Annotated in this window: 15 protein-coding genes; 2 read left to right on the plus strand and 13 right to left on the minus strand. The window is 45.7% G+C overall.

Annotation, left to right across the window (positions count from 1 at the left end):
- Window positions 1-20: 20 nt before the first annotated feature.
- The 6 genes from B4C79_RS05335 to B4C79_RS05360 form a co-directional block, all read right to left on the minus strand.
- Window positions 21-797 carry an acyl-CoA thioesterase gene (locus B4C79_RS05335; RefSeq protein ID WP_291762400.1) on the minus strand — a complete coding sequence of 259 codons (777 nt, stop codon included), beginning with the start codon at window positions 795-797 and terminating at the stop codon, window positions 21-23.
- Window positions 798-878: 81 nt separating this feature from the next.
- On the minus strand, window positions 879-2,519 hold the full coding sequence (locus B4C79_RS05340) for a class I adenylate-forming enzyme family protein (protein ID WP_291762403.1): 1,641 nt from the start codon (window positions 2,517-2,519) through the stop codon (window positions 879-881).
- A gap of 14 nt (window positions 2,520-2,533) precedes the next feature.
- Complete coding sequence (locus B4C79_RS05345) at window positions 2,534-3,727, minus strand: flavin reductase (protein ID WP_291762406.1); 1,194 nt, start codon at window positions 3,725-3,727, stop codon at window positions 2,534-2,536.
- 57 nt (window positions 3,728-3,784) lie between these two features.
- Window positions 3,785-4,555 (minus strand): enoyl-CoA hydratase-related protein, encoded by a 771-nt coding sequence (locus tag B4C79_RS05350; protein WP_291762409.1) that lies wholly within the window; start codon window positions 4,553-4,555, stop codon window positions 3,785-3,787.
- A gap of 4 nt (window positions 4,556-4,559) precedes the next feature.
- The gene (locus B4C79_RS05355) at window positions 4,560-5,408 is read right to left on the minus strand and encodes an enoyl-CoA hydratase/isomerase family protein (protein WP_291762412.1); all 849 of its coding nucleotides are present in this window, start codon (window positions 5,406-5,408) and stop codon (window positions 4,560-4,562) included.
- A 12-nt stretch (window positions 5,409-5,420) separates the two neighbouring features.
- Window positions 5,421-5,888 (minus strand): nuclear transport factor 2 family protein, encoded by a 468-nt coding sequence (locus B4C79_RS05360; protein ID WP_291762415.1) that lies wholly within the window; start codon window positions 5,886-5,888, stop codon window positions 5,421-5,423.
- 276 nt (window positions 5,889-6,164) lie between these two features.
- Here B4C79_RS05360 and B4C79_RS05365 point away from each other — a divergent pair, with 276 nt between their 5' ends.
- Window positions 6,165-6,824, plus strand: coding sequence for a hypothetical protein (locus B4C79_RS05365; protein ID WP_291762419.1), 660 nt, complete (start codon window positions 6,165-6,167; stop codon window positions 6,822-6,824).
- Window positions 6,825-6,890: 66 nt separating this feature from the next.
- Here the strand turns inward: B4C79_RS05365 and B4C79_RS05370 are convergent, their stop codons facing one another.
- The 4 genes from B4C79_RS05370 to B4C79_RS05385 form a co-directional block, all read right to left on the minus strand.
- A complete protein-coding gene (locus tag B4C79_RS05370; protein WP_291762422.1) occupies window positions 6,891-9,269 on the minus strand; it encodes an efflux RND transporter permease subunit in 2,379 nt (792 codons plus the stop codon).
- Between the two features lie 13 nt (window positions 9,270-9,282).
- A complete protein-coding gene (locus tag B4C79_RS05375) occupies window positions 9,283-10,374 on the minus strand; it encodes a WD40/YVTN/BNR-like repeat-containing protein (RefSeq protein ID WP_291762425.1) in 1,092 nt (363 codons plus the stop codon).
- A gap of 110 nt (window positions 10,375-10,484) precedes the next feature.
- Window positions 10,485-11,894 carry a DUF1329 domain-containing protein gene (locus tag B4C79_RS05380; protein ID WP_291762428.1) on the minus strand — a complete coding sequence of 470 codons (1,410 nt, stop codon included), beginning with the start codon at window positions 11,892-11,894 and terminating at the stop codon, window positions 10,485-10,487.
- A 20-nt stretch (window positions 11,895-11,914) separates the two neighbouring features.
- Window positions 11,915-13,567, minus strand: a complete 1,653-nt coding sequence (locus tag B4C79_RS05385) for a DUF1302 domain-containing protein (protein WP_291762431.1) — start codon at window positions 13,565-13,567, stop codon at window positions 11,915-11,917.
- 424 nt (window positions 13,568-13,991) lie between these two features.
- On the opposite strand from B4C79_RS05385, the gene B4C79_RS05390 reads away from it, so the two are divergent.
- Window positions 13,992-17,264, plus strand: a complete 3,273-nt coding sequence (locus B4C79_RS05390; RefSeq protein ID WP_291762434.1) for an acetyl-CoA carboxylase family protein — start codon at window positions 13,992-13,994, stop codon at window positions 17,262-17,264.
- A gap of 75 nt (window positions 17,265-17,339) precedes the next feature.
- Here B4C79_RS05390 and B4C79_RS05395 read toward each other — a convergent pair whose 3' ends face one another.
- From B4C79_RS05395 to B4C79_RS05405, 3 genes are read right to left on the minus strand one after another with little or no spacing between them, the layout of a single operon-like run.
- Window positions 17,340-18,524, minus strand: coding sequence for an acetyl-CoA C-acyltransferase family protein (locus B4C79_RS05395; RefSeq protein ID WP_291762440.1), 1,185 nt, complete (start codon window positions 18,522-18,524; stop codon window positions 17,340-17,342).
- Window positions 18,525-18,552: 28 nt separating this feature from the next.
- Complete coding sequence (locus tag B4C79_RS05400; protein ID WP_291762443.1) at window positions 18,553-19,329, minus strand: enoyl-CoA hydratase; 777 nt, start codon at window positions 19,327-19,329, stop codon at window positions 18,553-18,555.
- Window positions 19,314-19,886, minus strand: a complete 573-nt coding sequence (locus tag B4C79_RS05405; protein WP_291762446.1) for a cob(I)yrinic acid a,c-diamide adenosyltransferase — start codon at window positions 19,884-19,886, stop codon at window positions 19,314-19,316. The genes B4C79_RS05400 and B4C79_RS05405 overlap by 16 nt, the downstream gene beginning before the upstream one ends.
- Window positions 19,887-19,994 lie beyond the last annotated feature (108 nt).

Below are 19,994 nucleotides of genomic sequence, written 5' to 3' on the forward strand. Positions count from 1 at the left end.
AAAAGCTTTAGATCGTCTGGTTAATCATGAACAGAGACATAAACCAGACGAGTAGAGGTACAAAAACGCCTTTCTCCGGTTACCGGGGATTCTGACCATAGCTCCAGATCAATCGTAATAGATCGATTACCCACATGAGACACCTGGGCTAGAACTTCAACAACATCGCCAACCAGGGCTGGCGCGACAAAGTCAATTCGTTCACTACTCGCCAAAACAACTGTTTTTCTTACGCAGCGAGTCGCTGCCACAAAAGCTGCCTTAGCTAGCCAACCCATAGCTGGGCCTCCATGCAGCGTTCCCCGGTGATTCGTATGTCCTGGAAATACAATCTCGGCAACTCGAACAACTGGATGCAGTTGCTTTTGATTTAATTTTCCCCACAAGCCCGACTCACTATTGGCGCTCATAGAGGTTAACGTGGAGTTCTGAGTCACCATGACGAACTCGCCTGATAAGCATTTGGTCTGTACACCAGTCAGTAAATCCTCCGAAACAAGCTCCGTTTGAATGGTTACAGAACGTTTTCCGAGCTTCACCACATACGCATCGCATTGAACTAGGTGCCCTGCTGGAGCAGGCGCCGAAAAATCAAGCCCATTTACTGCTGCTGTAACTACAGATCCGCGTAGAACTTTACTGCCCATAATGAACGCAAGTCTGTCAAGCATAGACAATGCAGCACCACCGAACAAAGTGCCATGATGATTACACTGGTCTGGCCAAACCATGTCGACGACCGACATTTTCTGACTGAGAGAGTCCGCTGACTGATCAAGATTCAATGATGTATTCATATTTAGTTCTGCCAATAAAAAACCCTACCGAGGCAAATCGATAGGGCTGAAACCCGAGCTAATCGGGGTATCGCGGGGTGATTACTGTTGATGCTCAAGCATGGCACGCAATGCACGCTTGTTTACCTTGGTGGCAGACATTGGCCATTGATCCGCGCGCATAAAGTGGACGGCACGAGGTATTTTGTAACTAGAAATTTTTCCTTTGCAAAACTCGATGAGCTCTTCTTCGTTGGCTGAACAACCTGGCCTAAGCTCTACGAAAGCAACTGGTACTTCATCAAGCCGCGGATCTGGCTTACCAACGACTTCTGCAAGTTTTACAGATGGATGCTCACAAAGAAATGCCTCAATTTCGATAGCAGCAACATTCTCTCCACCTACTTTAAGCATGTCTTTCAATCGGCCGTTAAAACACAAGGCACCCGTTTCAGACCTGCTGTAAAGATCACCAGTGCGTAACCAACCTTCACTATCCAGTGTTTCAGCAGTTTTTTCAGGATCGTTATAGTAACCATTCATAACACAATAGCCACGAACCCAAATCTCTCCAACCTTATTGACCTCAGCATCCTTTCCTGTTTCAGGATCTACGATTCTTACCTCGATTCCGGGAACCGCTCGCCCCTGCCGCAAACATCTCTCTTCCTGAGAGTCTTCCAAATCACTCAGTCCGAAAATGCCAGCAGTTTCAGTCATTCCACAACCTTGAAGAACTTCTGTATTCGGCGCAACTGACTGGACTCTTTCAACCAGCTTGCGTGGCCCAATAAGCATCATGAATAGGATGGACTGAAAAGAGTCGGCCTTAAAATCTGGATGGTCCAGTATAGATTGAACAATTGCCTGAAACCAAGGAAATGCAGTCGTCACTTTTTCTCGTTCAATTAGTGCTAATGCCCGTCCCGGTTCAAAATACTCATCAGTGACGTATGTACCGTGCACTCCAATTGCACCCACCAATGGAGCCAATGAACCTATATGAAACAACGGTCCTGCACCCCAATGTACGTTTCTCGCCTTGGAATGAAAACGCGTTGAAGCTCTAAAGACTGGCCCACGTACAATTGCTTCGTGCGACAACATGCAACCTTTTGGGTTCGCTGTTGTACCGGATGTATACAAAATCAAGGCTGCGGAACGTAAAGAAACTTGCAAACGACGTTGATCAACATCGACATCCGCGACGGAAGATGACAAATTATTGAATTCCGCCCGCGACATGAGCAGAGAATTCGCATTACCTTTTAACAACACGATATTCTTGAGCTTCGGTGCATCTGGCACGTGTAGCTGACCATTTGGGCCGACTTGTCTCATCGCAGGAAGTGCCTCTAAAACCAAGGCACCAAAATTGACGTACTCTTCTGGATCCGAAGTTGTAAACAATGCGACCAAATCTGCATTGTTAATAATGTAGGTCAGCTCTTTAGTTTTGTGACGGGCATTTAAAGGGACAACTACCCCACCAACCAAGCTGATTCCAAAAAAAGCCTGAACGAATTCGATGCTATTGGTCGTGAATAGCCCAACATGGTCACCTTTTTTGACACCCAGCGCCAAAAGACCTTTAGCGAAAGTCAGAGCACCATCGAACAGCTCTTGATATGTTGCCCTGGATTGAGGAAATACTATTGCATCCTGATCCGGTACTTTATTAACCGCATCGATTAACAAATCTGCCAATGGCGAAACCACTGCAATATCTCTGAACACTTCCATCCGTGCACCTTCCTTTATAGATCTTTTGAAAGGCCAATACCCTCTGGTCTCACGCCACCGAGTAAATCAGTGATTTTTTCTGCTGAGTCCATCAGACGCTTGATATAAACAACTATGCCTTTGTCTTGCGGCGGTCTTGCAAACTCGTACAAGGTCAGGGCGAAAAGTACTTCTCTATTTTTTCCAAATACTGGCACGGAAATCAAACGTATATCATTCAAGACTTGAGGAGTAAGCTCATCAGGATCATATTTCAAATTAGCAATCAAATCTTGAAGTTCATCATCGCCAGTCGACTCTTCGCCGTTGGCTAACCGAGCAACTTTACTTGCAAATTTTCTTTGCTCATCAGAAAGAAGGCCAACAGAAAACCCGCGCTGTCGTACTTTTTCCAAGCTCGTCTTCAACACTTCTTTATGATTAACTTTTGACTTCGCCAGCCAGTCAGATTGCTCTATGTCGCTGGACCAAGCTGCAAATACAGAAGTAGTCGGTGGCATAAAGGGAAAACGCTGTCCTACCAACGAAGGTACTGAACCTCTTCGCGGCGAACCAGAACTTGCTGCGATAACGATTTCATCTTCGATAACAGCCGTTGCGATGCAGCGGCCTTCACATCGCCCTGCAACGATATTCATCTGCTCCCGGGCATTCTCAACATTTCTCAACTGAACAGACAAAACACCGAGCGGATCTGGTGCCACTAATGAAAGCGGCTTGAACTGGCCATAACCGCCCTGGAAAAACAAAAGGGGAAGCGACCCAGTTTCAATTTGCAGCTCATGAACGGCACCAAGCACTATGTAGTGATCCCCCGCTTCATAGATCGCCCCTTGCTCACAATCCATCCAAGCGACGCATCCATTGATGATTGGGGACCCAAGAGTAGACATCCGGTAGGATAGGCCCTCAAACTTATCGGGCATTTTGGATGCGAATCTCCTGCATACATCCTCCTGGTCAGCACCAAGAATGCTTACACAAAACTTTTTAGCTGATTCGATCTTAGGCCAACTTGTAGAACTTTTATCAGGCAAAAAAGCGACTAGTGGCGGATCAAGCGACACCGAAGTAAAAGACCCAACCGCCATACCTGCAGCCTTCCCATCTGGTGTAATAGCACTTATTACACACACACCAGTTGGATACTGACCAAGTACTTGTCGAAACCACTTTGGGTTGCTCGCATTTCGCAATTCATCTTGCATTCTTAAACTCCCAAGAGGAGGGTAAATTTAACCCTCCCTTTTCAGCAGATCTCAGTTTTAACGACCAGTCCAAACTGGCTTGCGCTTTTCCATAAAGGCCTTCGCACCTTCATCTCGATCATGAGAATATGCATACTCCTCAATGGGTTCGTACTTGGTAGATAGCGCAACCTCTAATGGATAGTCATATCGGGACAGAACGGCCTGTTTTGCAGCTTGAACTGCTAGTGGAGACGCAGCCATGATTTTTTCTGCCCAACGTCGAGCAGCAGGCATCAAGTCTGCATATTCGACCGTTTCATTGATAAGCCCATAGCGAAGTGCATCATCAGCTTTCATCCGCTCGCCGGTCAGAATCATTGAAAGAGCGACTCGATACGGGAGTTGCCGAATTGAACGGTGCATGATCCCGCATTCACCCATAATGCCGGCCTTGGTCTCTGGCATTCCAAATTGGGCTGTTGTAGCAGCTACGATTACATCTGCACACATGACCATTTCAAAGCCACCACCAAGACAATAGCCTTGCACTGCTGCAATCAAAGGCTTATTCAGATTAAATATTGGTCCACCAACGCCAGTTATTCCACCACCAAAAGCCATCCTTGACTTACGCTCCGCGCCACCGCTTACATCTGCACCCGCGCAAAATGCTTTTTCTCCCTCAGCAGACAAGATTGCTACCCAGATGTCTGGATTTGTGTTGATTTCCTTCCAGATTTTCAACAACTCTTCATCCATCTCACCCGTTACTGAGTTCAACGTCTTCGGGCGATTTAAATGAACAAATGCAATATGCCCTTCGATTTTAAATTCGACATCAGCCATGAATCTACTTTCCTTTCGTATTAGATTGGTCAGCAACCAACGGAGTTGTTGGCGCAACTTTATATTCGGCAATCGCTTGCTTCAAACCAACTTCAGCTATCCAGCCCTTGACTTCAATCACCTCGGGAGACATGTGCAAGAGCGCATCCATTTCAGCAATCGACGCAATTGAATTCTTGAAACCCATTGCCTCTGCAGCCCTGTTGACTGAAAGCTTTTTAATACGCAGTACGCTAGGTGGAGTTCTTGCAATTCTCTCAGCCAAACTTTCAACCGCAGCGATCAGTTGATCTGCGGGCACGCAATGATTAGCCCACCCCCATTCAACTGCAGTTTTTCCATCAATGCTGTTACCCGGAACGAAGCAAAACTCTTTCGCTCTCTTGTGCCCCACCAATGACACCCACGTAGGAGCAATATATCCCCCACCAATAGGTAATGTTGGTTCGCTAATTTTTGCATTGTCGGCAACCACGGTAATGTCGGCAAAAATGCATAGTTGAGCTGCACCCGCCATGCAATAACCATGGACGGCAGCAATCACGGGTTTGGGATGATCCCAAATGGCAAGATAACGATTAACGTTGCGTTGAAGCCTTTCCCGGTCTGCAATTGGGTCTGGTGTGTTGGTGAGCTTTCCCACCTGATCCAAGTCGTAGCCAGAGGAAAAACCCCTACCCTCACCGCGAATCGCCAATACTGGACCGCCCTCAGTTTTCAGACGTTCCAATACTTCAGAAAACTCCTCCAAAAACTCTTGAGAAAGTGCGTTGGCTTTATCTGGACGATTGATCACAATCCAGGTCAAAGGACCTGACTGTTCGATTTTGATGGTGTTGTAATCAAAGCTCACTTTCACAACCCCTTACTCGGCTCGACCGATTGGGACCATTTCCTTAACATGGAAGTCTTTGGAACCCGTAGTACGCAGCTCACGACGCTTGAACTTCCATTGACCGTTCACCTTGACAACCTCATCGTGGTATTGGCCCCAAACATGCGAATCTGGGCGCTCACGACGATACCTATGCCAGGCGTAAAGGATGGAGCGGACATTCGCTTTGTCTGGACTTTGGAACTCAACAACCGTATTCGAAACATGATGGCTAGTAGCTACGAAATAGGAACCAACACCCTCAAGCGTTTTTGCGTATGCCTCGATACCTTCAGCTTTGAAGTTGGGTCCGTACACGACCTCGCAATCTTCAACAAACAAGGAAGCAAGCTCTTTCGGATGGTTCATATCCAAATGAAAAGCGTAACGTGAAATGAGTTCACGAATCTCCTCAGTTTCCAACAGCATGTCCAGTTTACTCATACTACTTGCAGTCATTTTCATCTCCTTTTTGTCAACGTCTGCGTTGATAGTAAATGAGCAAAAATTTCATGTCAACATAAAATTGACGCACAGGTGAAATCACCAAAAAATTTAATCTAACCTTTTGTTTTAAATGTACTTAACTTAATATTACTCAAGAATCATCTTATAAATCTGAGGGTATCGATCAATTATTTCAGTCAACATTTACGTTGATTTTTATGATGCACTGCACTCAAAATTTGAAATTGATGGCAGAATTGAAATTCAATTTTTAAAAGGCAATCTTGTATGCTGAATTACGAAGCCATAGAGGCAGAAATTATCAGACTCACCCCGGATGACACCAAAGACTCTGGTTTGGATCACCTGACCGAAGAGTTCATAAGACTTGCTGTAAGTGCATCAGTTACGAACCTGAACCTAGATCAAAGTGAACACTCAATTTCCAACTGCCTAGAGCTTGGAGCGTCCGGAGAACAGATTCAGGAAATTCTCACTTTGATTAGTGGATTAGGCGTGCACACATTGATGGAAACAGCCTTGATGTTGGTCAGACAGCTCCGGAAAAAGGGTGACGAATTTATCGATGCTCCATTAGATCCCTACAGACTGGGTCTGTGGGAGAAATACGTAGGAACAAATGCTTATTGGCTGAAGTTCGAAGAAGAAGTGCCCGGATTTCTCAATTCAATTTTGAGACTATCACCAGATACTTTTGAAGCCTTCTTCATATACTGCAGCATCCCCTGGCGCTCAAATTATCTGCCTGCATTGACCAAGGAATTGGTATCCCTTGCGGTAGACACTTCCACAACCCATCGATACTGGCCTGGATTCAAACTTCACCTGAATAATGCAATCAAACTTGGAGCTAATAGACACATGCTGCTAGCGACACTCCAAATAGCAAAATCCAGCACACTTCATCATGGTATCGGACCCAAATGATACGTCTGACAAAAATAAAAACCCCGTAAAAATTACGGGGTTTTTATTTTTGAGGGAGCAGAAGATTCAAATTTTCTTTTGATCTGGCAATAGAACACTGGCTAACGCAGGAATCAAAATCAAGGCACCAAGCATGTTCCACACAAACATGAATGCCAGCAAAATACCCATATCAGCCTGAAATTTAATTGGTGACCAAATCCAGGTGATCACAGCGGCCGCAAGCGTAATACCAATCAGCGCAACGACCTTCCCAGTAAACTCCACTGCATTGACAAAAGACTGCTTCAATGGCAAACCAGTTCGTTGCTGCATCAGGTGCACTGTCAATAAATACAAGGAATAATCCACCCCGATACCAACACCTAGTGCAACAACTGGCAATGTGGCCACTTTAACGCCTATCCCAAGATAGACCATTAATGCTTCGCAGAGTACGGATGTAACAATCAAAGGAACCACCGCTACAACGACCGCCCTCCAACTACGGAAAGTGATGAAACACAAAATAATCACAGCAGCATACACATACAACAACATGGTTCGGTTGGCTTTCTTCACCGTTATGTTCGTTGCAGCCTCTATACCGGCGTTGCCAGCGGCCAGAAGAAATTGTCGGTCTTCTGTATTGTGCTCTGCAGCAAACTTCTCTACTGCGGCAACCACACGGTCCAAGGTTTCAGCCTTGTGATCAGCAAGATATGCAATAAGGGGTGTTACCGACCGGCTCTCGTTGATCATCTCCGGATTCGAGTCAAACACATAGTTCAAAGCGTCATTAATTACAAACGGATCTCGGTTTATGGTTACCCATTTCTCCGAACCCTCAAACCCGGCTGCTGTGTATGACCTCCCCAAACTCGAGGCAGAAATCGTAGTTTGTACGCCTGGGATATCTCTTAGAATTTCCTCCAACCGGTCAATTTCGAGCATCGTGGCGTAATCAACAAGCCCACGCTCTTTGGTTCTTACAATTACCGCGAATTGATCGCTTGAAAGCTGATAATTGGACGTAATAAAAGCATTGTCTTTGTTGTAGGTGGAGTCAGGTCGAAGTTCTGGAGCTCCAGCATCCAAATCACCAATCTGTAACTTTGTTGCCGTGTACAAACCGAAGATCGTCATCAACAAAGCCATAGCCAGCACGGGATAGGCGTACTTGCGTTCTGTAAATTTCCCTAAAAAAGTTGCGAAGGGATGATCTCCCGCTTCTACTCTCAGAGTACGAGCTGCTGCCTTTGGACTCACGCTGCTGTAGGAAAGCATGATGGGCAATAAAATCAGATTGGTGAAGATAAGTACCGCCACACCGATACTTGCCGAGATAGCAAGCCCACGAATTACCGGAATATCGATGATGGTAAGGACTGCAAAACCAACCGCATCGGCAACCAGCGCAGTCAATCCAGCCAAGAACAAACGTCGAAATGTATACCTTGCTGCGACGTACTTGTGTGTGCCTCGACCAATGTCTTGCATGATACCGTTCATTTTCTGGGCACCGTGCGATACACCAATCGCAAAGATCAAGAACGGAACCAATACCGAGTAGGGATCCAACACCATCCCGGCCAATTGCATCAATCCTAATTGCCAAATCACAGCGACCACGGAGCACAGCACAACAAGAATGGTGCTCCTTACGCAACGTGTGTAAATGTAGATAATGAATGTGGTGATTACTGCGGCGTAGAAAAAGTAGGTGAACACTTCCAACATGCCGTGGATAAGATCACCCACAAGTTGCGCAAATCCAATTACATGAATTTTTACTCCGCGACTTTCGTACTCCTCGCGGATGTCGTACAGAGTGTCGCGGAATTCTTTGTAGTCGAGTTTTTGCCCAGTTGACGCATCAATCTCGACAAGAGGCATAAAAATCATGCTCGATTTTTGATTGTTCGCCACCAAGGAACCAATGATCCCTGACCGATTTACGTTAAATCGAAGCGCTTCAATACTTTCCGCGGAACCATCGTAGGTATCGGGCATGACAGAGCCGCCCTTGTAACCTTCCTCAGTAATTTCTGTCCACCGAACGACTGGCATCCACAAGGATTTCATAAACGATCGATCAACACCTGGAATGAGGAAAACCTTGTCGTTTATCTCTTTTAAAGTCTGCAGATATTCAGGGTCGTAGATATTGCCGTTTACATTCTCTACAACAATACGAACAGAGTTGCCCAACCCACCCAATGAAGTTGCGTTGTCACGATAGTTCTGAACGAAACTATGCGAGTTGGGCATCATATCGTCAAAACTGGCATTTATTGTGAGATCAGTCGCCTTGTAACCCAGGAATAGAGTCAGCAACAAGCAAATGACACTCAGTACAACGCGGTTATTGAATATGAGCCTTTCAACAATACTGCCAGACTTTGAATCGAATTCGGATAGAGACCTAACCACGGGCATTTGATCTAATGAATTATCTACTTGCATAGTATTTGTTTAGTTACTTTTGAATGTTAGCTTCGACAGGCAAGTCGATATTTTCAACCCGAATACCTTGAAGGCCAGTGAGAACCAGATTTCCCTTTTCATTAAAAATGAGACCTGTATATCGCATTGGGGCATTTGGTGACATCACTTCAAATTGTTTACTCTCAAGATCTTTGAAGAGGATTCGTCCGGTGCTGGTGGTTAGTACGGTCAAATTTAGGTTTGAAGCGGCCCCAGTGATCGTTGCATTGGATGGCATCGGATAGGGTTCCCAAGTAGCGCCGCTATCAAGGCTCTGGTATGTAACACCACGCAGACCAAATGCAAATAATGATTTATTTGACTGCACAATTCCAAAGAAACTTCCGTTGTAGCCAGTTTGTACTTCCCTGAACTCTTGGGAACTTGGATCAAGTGTGTAAACCCTTCCACGTTCACCAACAATGAAAGTTCTACCCATTAAGGTTCTCACACCGTTGAGATTTAGTACCTCTTCGTTCTGAATTCTATGCATCCACGGTAGCCAAGTTTTTCCACCATCAGTTGTCTTTGCCAATAAGCCAAACGAACCAACGACATAGCCTGTATTTAGATCATCAAACCACACATCTAAGAATGGCAAGGCTGGGCCAGCTACATAATTCTGCTCAACCATCCGCAACATTTTTTCGCGATCGAACTCTTCGGTATTATTTGGATCGCTGTAAAAATCCTTAAATTGTTGAGCTGCAATTCGACCATCAAACTGCTTCTCCCAAGTTTTTCCGGCGTCCTTCGTATTAAGAATTACACCGTCGTGTCCCACTACCCAACCATCTTTTTCTGTTGGAAAACTAATTGACAACAGATCAGACTGAACCGGGACATTACTCTGGACCCAAGTAGAACCACCATCATTCGATGTTGCTATCATCCCTCTAGAGCCCACAGCTACCAGAGACGTCCCTGCTTTCGCAATGCTGAGAAAAGGACGCTTCACAATATCGGTGCGCATCACAGCTGGATAATCAAGGGGATCCTTAAATTTGGACTCCGCATGCACCGCGTTGGCCCCAACCATTACAGAAACCAGCAAAAGGCTCACAGACAAGAAAACCTTTCTCATACTGGATAACACTCCAAAAATAGAACTACTGTTATGAAAATCAGGGAAGGTCAGGGAGATACAATTGACTTGTATCTCCCCTACTTCGTTGAAGAACGCTAATTAAAAAATTAGCGAACACTACCGGCCGCTACAGCCTGAGGAGTCAGTTTGATTGGCAAACCTTCGTGAGAAGTGTAGCTGCGAACAAAGTTGCCAGGCTCACCACGAACAGCATTCAGCACTGTGTAGTTGCCTTTGATCAAATCAGTAAAGGTCCATGAATCGTTGTTCACTCCACCAACATCATATGTTGGGAAAGTGTACAGGTTACCAACACGCCAAAGCTTGCCGCCATTGTCATAGGACTCGGTTCCCACCAAACACCAGCAATCTTCTTCGATGTAAAAAGTACGTTTGCTGTATACATGGCGAGCGTCAGGTTTGCGCGTTGCATCCACAACCCAAACTCGACGCTTCTCAAAGCGCATGCTTTCAGGGGTCAAGTGCTTGGGTCCGATTGAATCCTTAACTGTTCCATTTGTTACTCCGAATACGTTGTATGGAACGATCAATTCTTTCTTTCCGACAAGCTTGAAATCAAACCTGTCCATACGGCCGGTGAACCCATGCACTTCATCCCACAATAGAACACCACCATAGGCAGCAATTGGAATGTCATACGCAAATTCTGGCGCAGCACGTACACGGCGCTGACCTGGGGTGTAAAACCATACTTTCTGACCACCATCTGAGGCGTCGTGCATGTAGTAGTTCAAGAATACAATGCCAGCAGCAGATGGAGGATCAATCTGTGTTGCCGAAAAACCATGAACTGCGTTGAAGGTCAGCTCACGCATCTTGCCGGTTTTTTCATACCAAGGATGTACGTAGTACTCATTGGGTGTTGGCAACTTAGACAGGTTCCCACCGGTGTCAACCAGGTAGGCAGACGCCGTGGTGTGAGTAACAGCAGCGGTGTAGTGGAAAAAGTAATTCCACATGACTTCGTAGCCGTTCTTTGGAATCGGGAAGGGAATACCGGCAAAAGGTTCATTGTTTTGAGCTGCACCAATTACAGCGTCGCCCATGATGCTACCGCCAAGCTTGGCCGTTGTTGCATTTTTAACAGTATTCTCTTTTACCCAGTCTGGATACCAAACACTGCGTCGAGTTGGATAAACATCAACACGGTAGCTGTCTGGAAAGCTGGACAACATTGCTTTGGTACCAGGTGTCAAAAGATCGGCATACTGCGACATATTTTTAGAGTCGATTTTAACAACCGGTTTGTCGTCCTTGAATGGATCGACATAGGTCTTCGATTCTTTGGTCCAGCCGGCTGGAGCTTTTTGAACTCCACCAGTGTAGGCTGGGATTGAACCATCGGCATTGGCACCCTTCACAGCACCAAACTCTGTCAGCGTTGTACCCAGTTGTTTCGCTTCCTCAGCAGTAACAGCCGCAGATGCGTTTGCAGAAAAGGCAAGCACCAAACCTGCCGCAAGCGCCTTCATATATAAATACTTATGTTGTTTCATTTTATGTCTCCAACTAAAACTTAGAATGATGTCTTTACAGTGAGCTGGATCCAGCCCTTGTCGTTCAAAGCCTTCGGACCGTTACTGCTGGCATACTGCTCGAGGCCAAATGCATTGGTCGTTGTAGGACCTGGATTCCAGTGGTAGCCGTTGTATGCCAATGACACACTGTGCTTGCCTTGGTAGGTACCTTTGATGCCGAGAGAATAAATAGCAGCACCTTCAGCATAGAAACCACCAGCGGAATATGCAGGGTTTCCGTTAATGCCATAGGTCAAAGACATTGGCGAACTCAGATCCCAACCTGGAAATACTTGAAGCCACTGAGGTTCAAACAACATTGCAACAGCCAGGGCACGATCCGTACCACATCCATCTTCCTTACGACCATTTACACAAGTACCTCGACCGACACCGTGGTAAACCGCTTCGGTAGAGGCGTCCACATCAAGCAACTCTGTGTAGCTAAGCTCAGCCAACAAAATACCTGTGTCATAAAGCGCTGTGTCACCTAGCTGAACAAAGGTATTCGCGATGATGTTATACAGGTCACCCTTCGCACCCTTGGGAAAATTTTCGCCATTCTGATTTATACCAGCTACGCTGTTCAAGCCAGTATCTTCACGATAGGAAAATTCAAAACCAGTACTGATCGCTCCGAAGGAACGCTCATAACTAAGACCATACAATTTTGTCTTTTCCGCGTAAGACAAATTTGCTCCGCTCGCGTCAATCAAGATCCATGGGTTTACATCATCAAATTGACGATAATAGAACCCAAGGTCACCTTGAGCCCATTCGGGAGACCAAGCAACCTTTACACCAAAGTTATCATTGTTATCCTTTGGCTTTCGTTCAATAGCCAAGGGGCCAATGCCTGGAAAAGAAACTGGACCACGGTACGAAATGTCTGCAGGCGCCAGGTAGGTACCTGACTCAGGATACCGATTACCTTCAAACTCTAAGAAATATTGACCGGAAATAGAAAGCTCGGGAGACAACTCTACCGTACCCAATAACTGCTGACGGGGAAGGAACAACTCTTTTACCTCAGACCCGGGCTGAGTGAAACCTTTGATGAAGTCGATCGGCGACTGAGAATAAGCAATGTTCGAAAAACCGAAGAACAAACCATTGCCCCAAAACTGAGTCAAACGACCTGCCTTCAAATAGACTGGCTTATCGCCAATTGTAGTGTTTTTGAACACAAAGGCATCCAGAAGCTCCGCACCCTGAAGGTGATACTTCTTTGTGTAATCGGAGTATTGGCCACTTGGGTAAGGAGTAATTGCACCCATGAAGGCTGGATTGGACTTCACCTCATTGTCATACGCAAAGTCTTTCCACAATGATCCAGTTACTCGGAAACCGGTATTGTCCTTGTAAGCACCCTGAAACTCGACGAGAGCTTGAAGGCGGTTGGTAACCATATCGCCTTTATCAAACTTGTAATTCGATGCAGCATGCAAAGGATCGTTACCAATACGATCATCCCTGTTTTGCGCTCTCCAACCGGCAGTGTATTGAACGCTGGTATCCAGGTTCAAATTCCATTCAGGCGACGTTTCGAACTTATAAGCGAAAGCATCGCTTGAAGTACCTAGCATGCCGATGATCGCCAATGCCACTCCAGTCTGGAACGTGGCAAAGCCGTGACGCTTTGTCTTCCTCATTACCATCTCCTTTTTTGTTTATTTATGTGCAGCTTGGATTAAAAAACTTGTATAGATCCGTTACCCGCCACAGCCATGAACCTCTTTTCGGGCCTGACGTGTTGTTCGACATCATGGATTAGCGGCTGGCTCGAACTAAAAAAACCCCAGCAGAAAATTCCTTGCGATGCACGTTAGAAAGAATGCTCTAACATGCAATAAATGTCAACACTGATGTTGATAGTTTTTTAGGCAAAAAGTTTTCTTATATTTATATTCAGCAATACTACTGCAAACCATTGATTACAAACATTTATTTGTTTTGAGGAAAATTGGAACTGAGCCAGAAAATCAATCACTCCATATATTCAAACTAAAACGTTGACTATCAACTACCCCGTTGATAGATTGAACAATCAACTAATCTTGACGAAAAAAACAACACATGAGTTCAAAATCGGACACGCCGAAGAGGCTGTTTATTGCAAACAGAGGCGAAATTGCTGTGAGAGTAATTCGCGCAGCTAGTGAGTTGGGAATCCAGACAGTGGCCGTTTTCTCAGAGGACGATATTCATTGCCTGCATACCAAATTGGCAGACAGCAGTCACCCACTCTCTGGTAGAGGTAGCAAGGCCTACTTAGATATAGATCAACTCATAAAGATAGCCATCTCTGAGGACTGTGATTTGCTACATCCCGGCTACGGATTTCTGAGTGAAAACCCGCTACTAGCTCAAGCATGCGAACAGACTGGAATTTCGTTTGTAGGTCCTGCATCAAATGTCCTTGCAATGCTTGGCGACAAGGCAAGAGCAAAATCGTGGGCTGCAAATCAAGGTATCCCTGTTTGCAACGGGATAGACAAGGTTACAAATGTCGACGAGTTGAGGGCGTATTTAGAGTCACTACCTAAAGGTAGCAAGGCAATGCTTAAAGCATGCGCCGGTGGTGGAGGGCGTGGAATACGATTGGTCGAGTTGAACGACGATCTCCACAAAGCGATCGCAGATTGCAGGAGAGAGGCTTTAGTATATTTTTCGAACGATCAACTGCTTGCAGAAAGCTATATTGAGAACGCCAGGCATATTGAAATTCAAATAATTGGGGATGGCCTTGGGAATATTCGACACGCCGGAGAGAGGGAGTGCAGTATTCAAAGGAAAAACCAGAAACTTATCGAATTCACACCCAGCTTTTTTATCCCTGAAACTATCAGGGAAAAACTAATTGCATACTCGGTCAATTATGCCTCTAGCCTTAAGCTGAAAGGGATTTGTACCGTCGAGTATCTAGTGTCATTCAATGCAACAAGCGGATGGAACATCGCTTTTATGGAGGTCAATCCTAGACTCCAAGTAGAGCACCCCATCACAGAAGCTGCATACGGAATTGATCTGGTTAAAATTCAATTAGGAATCGCTCTAAACCTTGGCTTTGAGGAACTTGGACTTAAAGAAAATCCGCGTGAACTGGGTATCTCCGCAATGCAGGTACGGATCAACGCAGAACAGATGGATGAAATGGGTTCTCTGGTTCCATCCAGCGGCAGGCTATGCATATTCAGACCACCAACGCATCCCGACTTAAGGGTTGATACGCATTGTTATGAGGGATACGAAACAGGTCCGCGGTTTGACTCTCTGTTAGCCAAGCTCATCGTCCAAAGCTCTACTAGAAGTCTAGAGAGTCTCGCAAAACAAGCGTGTTGTTATCTTGAGCAATTCCATATTCAAGGGGTTGAATGGAATCGTTCCGACTTACTTCGGCTGCTCAACCACGAGAAAATTCTGGGTGATCAGTTACACACAAAAATAGTCGACGAAATTCTTAAGCCGAAGATAACTCATATCCCTAAATCATCACCTTCTGCAGACCTTTCAAATTGTTTAGACGAACCATTGATTTATGCGCCATTTGCCGGTGTCATTCGTCAAGTATTCGTTAAGCAAGGCTCAAAAGTGTACAAAGGACAGGTGCTGGCAGTAATTGAGGCTATGAAAATGGAAACACAAATCTATGCCCCGTACTCGGCGGAAGTGGCACAGATCAATTGTCAAACCGATCAAAATATTGAGAAGCATGAATTACTGTTCAAGCTTTTACCAGTGGGTAACGACTCAGAAAACATAGAACAGGAAACGACTCTGCTTGAAATCAATACCCCAAGAGAGTCTTGCGTAAATCTGCATTTGCGAAAACAGCAACTTCTCGACATCAATCGTACAGACAAAATAGCCAAGCGATTGCAACAGGGGAAGCTTAGCGCCCGACAAGTTATTGAACAATTGGTTGAACCAGGTAGCTTTAGAGAGTACGGTGCTTTGGTGATTGCAGCTCAACGCCAAAGACGCTCAATCAAAGAGCTTGAAGAACTGTCTCCTGGAGACGGACTTATTACCGGCATAGGTCAAATTCGTAGCTCCACCGAAAACGAAAAATTAATTACTGTAGCCATCGCGATTTACGACAACTCGGTATTTGCTGGTACACAGGGTTACATGGGACACCGGAAAATCGAACGACTGTTCTCGCTTGCCAGAGATCGAGGTTATCCAGTGATTTTATTTGCAGAAGGAGGCGGCGGTCGACCAGGCGATATAGACGCTTACAGGGCAATCGGGTTTGACATGATGCCGTTCGTTAGCCTTGCACAACTCAACGGTCATGTTCCGATAATTGGTATAGCTACCGGTAGCTGCTTTGCGGGCAATGCCGCATTTCTCGGTTGTAGTGACTTAATTATTGCAACCTCGAAATCAAATATTGGAATGGCTGGACCAGCAATGATTGAAGGTGCAGGTTTGGGTCAATTCAAAGCTGGAGAAATCGGTTCCAGCGATGTACAAACCCAAAGTGGTGTGATTGATATATTGGTTGATTCTGACATTGAGGCCATCGCTCGAACCAAAGCAATATTGTCGTACGTATTCAATACAGAAATGAATTGGACAGCCCATGACCAGCACCAATTACAAAGCCTGATACCAGTAGCCCCAAATCAGGGATTTGATATTCGTCAGCTCGTCAGCACTCTGTGCGATAAAAAAAGCGTCATGGAACTTCGAAGTAATTTTGGTAAAGCCATCGCGACATTCATCGCTCGCGTGGAAGGAAGGTCAATCGGTATAGTTGCAAATGACTGCTTGTTCAATGGCGGCGCCATCGATTCAGATGCTGCCGATAAATTTTCTCGCTTTCTTAACTTATGCAACTTTTATCGCTTACCTGTTTTAACACTCTGTGATACACCAGGATTCATGGTTGGCCCAGAAGCTGAAAAAACAGCCACAGTTCGTCATGCCGCACGGATTCTTGTTTCGGCCGCAAAGTTAACGGTTCCGATGATGACCGTCATCATTAGGAAGTCTTTCGGTTTGGGAGCTCAAGCAATGGCTGGTGGCAGTTTCCATAGACCCACTGCGACATTGTCATGGCCTGACGCCACCTATGGCGCAATGGGGTTGGAGGGTGCGGTAAAACTCGGTTTTAAGAAAGAGCTTGATTCGATATCTGACCCAGCTATGCGAGAACTACGATTTTCAGAATTACTCCAAGAATTTCAAGCAAAAGGTTCAGCGATCAATGTTGCGAGTTATTTTGAGGTTGATGATGTTATAGATCCTGCAGAAACCCGAGGCTGGATCTCAAAAATACTGGTTAACGACCCACACGAGGCACCAGATCAAAAGAACCACTGTCATTTGGATCCTTGGTAAAAAAACACCCCCATGTCAATCAAGACTAAGGGGGTCAAAAGACGCTACTTACGCAGGAGCAAACTACTTCAAAAATCATGCCTTTTCAAAGATCAAAGCGATACCCTGACCACCGCCAATACACATAGTGACCAAAGCATATCGGCCATTGATCCTGTGGAGCTCATAAATCGCTTTCAAAGCAATAATTACCCCAGTAGCGCCTACCGGATGTCCAAGGGAAATTCCAGAGCCATTCGGATTAACTTTTTTGGGATCAAAGTTTAATTCCCTGGATACTGCACATGCTTGTGCAGCAAAGGCTTCATTGGATTCAATTACATCCATGTCTTCGACACGTAACCCAGTGGACTGAAGAACCTTGCGGCTTGCCGGTACAGGTCCGATCCCCATGTAAAGCGGGTCCACCCCCGCGTGGGCGTAACCGACCAACCTGGCCAAGGGTTTCAATCCGTTGGAATTGGCATAGTGCTCATCTGCCAGAACCATGGCAGCAGCACCGTCATTGATTCCTGATGCATTACCTGCCGTCACTAAACCATCTTTCTTAAATACTGGCCTCATGGCTGATAATTCTTCAATGCTCGTCGAACGACGAACGTGCTCATCAACCTCGAAAGCGACTTCCATTCGCTTCTGAAGTATTTTGATCGGAACAATTTGCTCCTTGAAATATCCATTATCGATGGCGTGGATGGCCCTACGTTGACTTTCAAAAGCCAATTCATCCTGCGTTTGACGCGAAATGCCGTAACGCTCAGCGACATTTTCTGCAGTAATCCCCATATGAACTTTTTTCCAAGGGTCATGAAGTATGCCGGTCATGAAATCAAGCACTTCTGTGTTGCCCATTCTCGCGCCCCAGCGAGCCGACGGAAGCATATACAAACCCCGACTCATTGACTCCGCTCCAGCAGCCACTGCTACTTGAGTATCACCCATGGCAATAGACTGCGAAGACGAAATGATGGCCTGTATACCGGAGCCACAGAGTCTATTCACGTTAAATGCAGGTGTTTCAATTGGGAGTCCTGAGTCAATAGCGGCAACTCGGCTTAAATAGGCATCACGTGGTTCAGTTGGAACTACATTGCCCATTACGACGTGCCCAACATCCTCGACTCTCACGTTCGATTGTGCAACGGCAGCGCGCACAACCTCGGTCGCTAGAGTCGATAGAGGAATATCCTTCAATGAGCCGCCAAAAGAGCCAATCGCAGTTCGCTTAGCCCCCAGAACCATCACATTCTTCTTGTACATTATTAGTCACCCGATTTGAAAATTAGATTCAACGATGCTGAAAATCTGGAGATCTCTTTTCAACAAAAGCAGCCATTCCTTCTTTCTGATCGCAAGTTGCAAACATCGAATGAAATTGTCGACGTTCAAACAATAGCCCTTCAGAAAGAGTCGACTCATAAGCCCTATTGATTGACTCTTTTGCAGCCATCAAGCTGGGAAGGGATCGAGAGGCAATCACTTCAGCCAGTTCGATCACTTCGTCTTCAAAACGCTCTAGCGGCAAAATGCGAGACACCAAACCTGATTTCTCTGCTTCCACTGCATCAATCATTTTGCCAGTCAAGACCATGTCCATGGCTTTGTACTTTGATAAGGTTCTTGGAAGTCGCTGAGTACCGCCTGCGCCGGGGATAATTCCAAGCTTGATTTCTGGTTGGCCAAATTTCGCAGACTCAGATGCCACAATTAAATCGCACATCATTGCGAGTTCGCATCCACCACCCAGTGCAAATCCTGAAACCGCAGCAATCACTGGCTTTCTGATTTTCAAGATTGTTTCCCAATTACGGGAGATAAAATTTGAGTTAAATGCCTCTGAGTAACTAAAGTCTTTCATTTCTCCGATGTCAGCACCAGCAGCGAAAACTTTTGGGCCACCGGTAATGACGATACAGCGAATATCTCCATCAGCTTCAAGCTCGACCAGAGCTTGACCCAACTTGTTCATCAACTCATCGTTTAGTGCGTTAAGCTGTTTCGGCCTGTTCAAACGCACAATACCCACAGGGCCTAAACGATCAATCAAAATTACGCCTTCTGACATACTTCACCTTTCTTTTGAATCCAGAGAACATCCTTCAATCCGTTACAGCGATTCAACTCGCGCGCAAAGACGAATAAGAAATCTGACAGACGATTCAGGTACTTTCTTAGGGGCTCACCAATCTCCTCTCCTTCGCGGGAAAGCCGAATAACCACTCGCTCCGCATTACGACATGCAGTTCTGGCAAAGTGAGCCAAACTTGCCGAGAATCCCCCACCAGGGAGAATGAAATCCTCTAGCCTCCCGAGATTTTCATTAATGGAGTCCAGTTGAGATTCGAGTCTAAGTACGTGCGTTTCGGATATTCGGGTGAATCCGGGGATACACAACTCAGCTCCCAAATCAAACAGATCATGCTGGATATCAGAGATCATCTCGGACAAATGGATTGGGACATCAGGACTGGCGATCAACATTCCCAAAATAGAGTTCAAATGATCAACCTGTCCCATGGCCTCTACACGCGTTGAATCCTTGTCAACACGTGAACCATCCCCAAGACCGGTTGTTCCGTCATCTCCGGTCTTGGTGTAAATTTTCGTCAAACGATTACCCATTTTTTTCCGCTTTAAGTTGAAATTAAATGACCCTACTTCGATTTTTAACCGACTGAACAACCTTCTCAATTTCCTCAGGTCTCATGCTGTCAGCGACTTTCTGGCAAT

It is taken from the genome of Limnobacter sp. UBA7229 (genome assembly GCF_002473065.1).
Lineage (GTDB): Bacteria > Pseudomonadota > Gammaproteobacteria > Burkholderiales > Burkholderiaceae_B > Limnobacter > Limnobacter profundi.

What these genes read in the sequence shown, in the direction of transcription:
- B4C79_RS05345 (WP_291762406.1), bottom strand. Translation starts at nt 3,727, where the DNA reads ATGCAAGATGAATTGCGAAATGCGAGCAACCCAAAGTGGTTTCGACAA.
- B4C79_RS05370 (WP_291762422.1), bottom strand. Translation starts at nt 9,269, where the DNA reads ATGCAAGTAGATAATTCATTAGATCAAATGCCCGTGGTTAGGTCTCTA.
- B4C79_RS05385 (WP_291762431.1), bottom strand. Translation starts at nt 13,567, where the DNA reads ATGAGGAAGACAAAGCGTCACGGCTTTGCCACGTTCCAGACTGGAGTG.
- B4C79_RS05395 (WP_291762440.1), bottom strand. Translation starts at nt 18,524, where the DNA reads ATGTACAAGAAGAATGTGATGGTTCTGGGGGCTAAGCGAACTGCGATT.
- B4C79_RS05350 (WP_291762409.1), bottom strand. Translation starts at nt 4,555, where the DNA reads ATGGCTGATGTCGAATTTAAAATCGAAGGGCATATTGCATTTGTTCAT.
- B4C79_RS05380 (WP_291762428.1), bottom strand. Translation starts at nt 11,894, where the DNA reads ATGAAACAACATAAGTATTTATATATGAAGGCGCTTGCGGCAGGTTTG.
- B4C79_RS05375 (WP_291762425.1), bottom strand. Translation starts at nt 10,374, where the DNA reads ATGAGAAAGGTTTTCTTGTCTGTGAGCCTTTTGCTGGTTTCTGTAATG.
- B4C79_RS05365 (WP_291762419.1), top strand. Translation starts at nt 6,165, where the DNA reads ATGCTGAATTACGAAGCCATAGAGGCAGAAATTATCAGACTCACCCCG.
- B4C79_RS05400 (WP_291762443.1), bottom strand. Translation starts at nt 19,329, where the DNA reads ATGTCAGAAGGCGTAATTTTGATTGATCGTTTAGGCCCTGTGGGTATT.
- B4C79_RS05340 (WP_291762403.1), bottom strand. Translation starts at nt 2,519, where the DNA reads ATGGAAGTGTTCAGAGATATTGCAGTGGTTTCGCCATTGGCAGATTTG.
- B4C79_RS05335 (WP_291762400.1), bottom strand. Translation starts at nt 797, where the DNA reads ATGAATACATCATTGAATCTTGATCAGTCAGCGGACTCTCTCAGTCAG.
- B4C79_RS05390 (WP_291762434.1), top strand. Translation starts at nt 13,992, where the DNA reads ATGAGTTCAAAATCGGACACGCCGAAGAGGCTGTTTATTGCAAACAGA.
- B4C79_RS05405 (WP_291762446.1), bottom strand. Translation starts at nt 19,886, where the DNA reads ATGGGTAATCGTTTGACGAAAATTTACACCAAGACCGGAGATGACGGA.
- B4C79_RS05360 (WP_291762415.1), bottom strand. Translation starts at nt 5,888, where the DNA reads ATGACTGCAAGTAGTATGAGTAAACTGGACATGCTGTTGGAAACTGAG.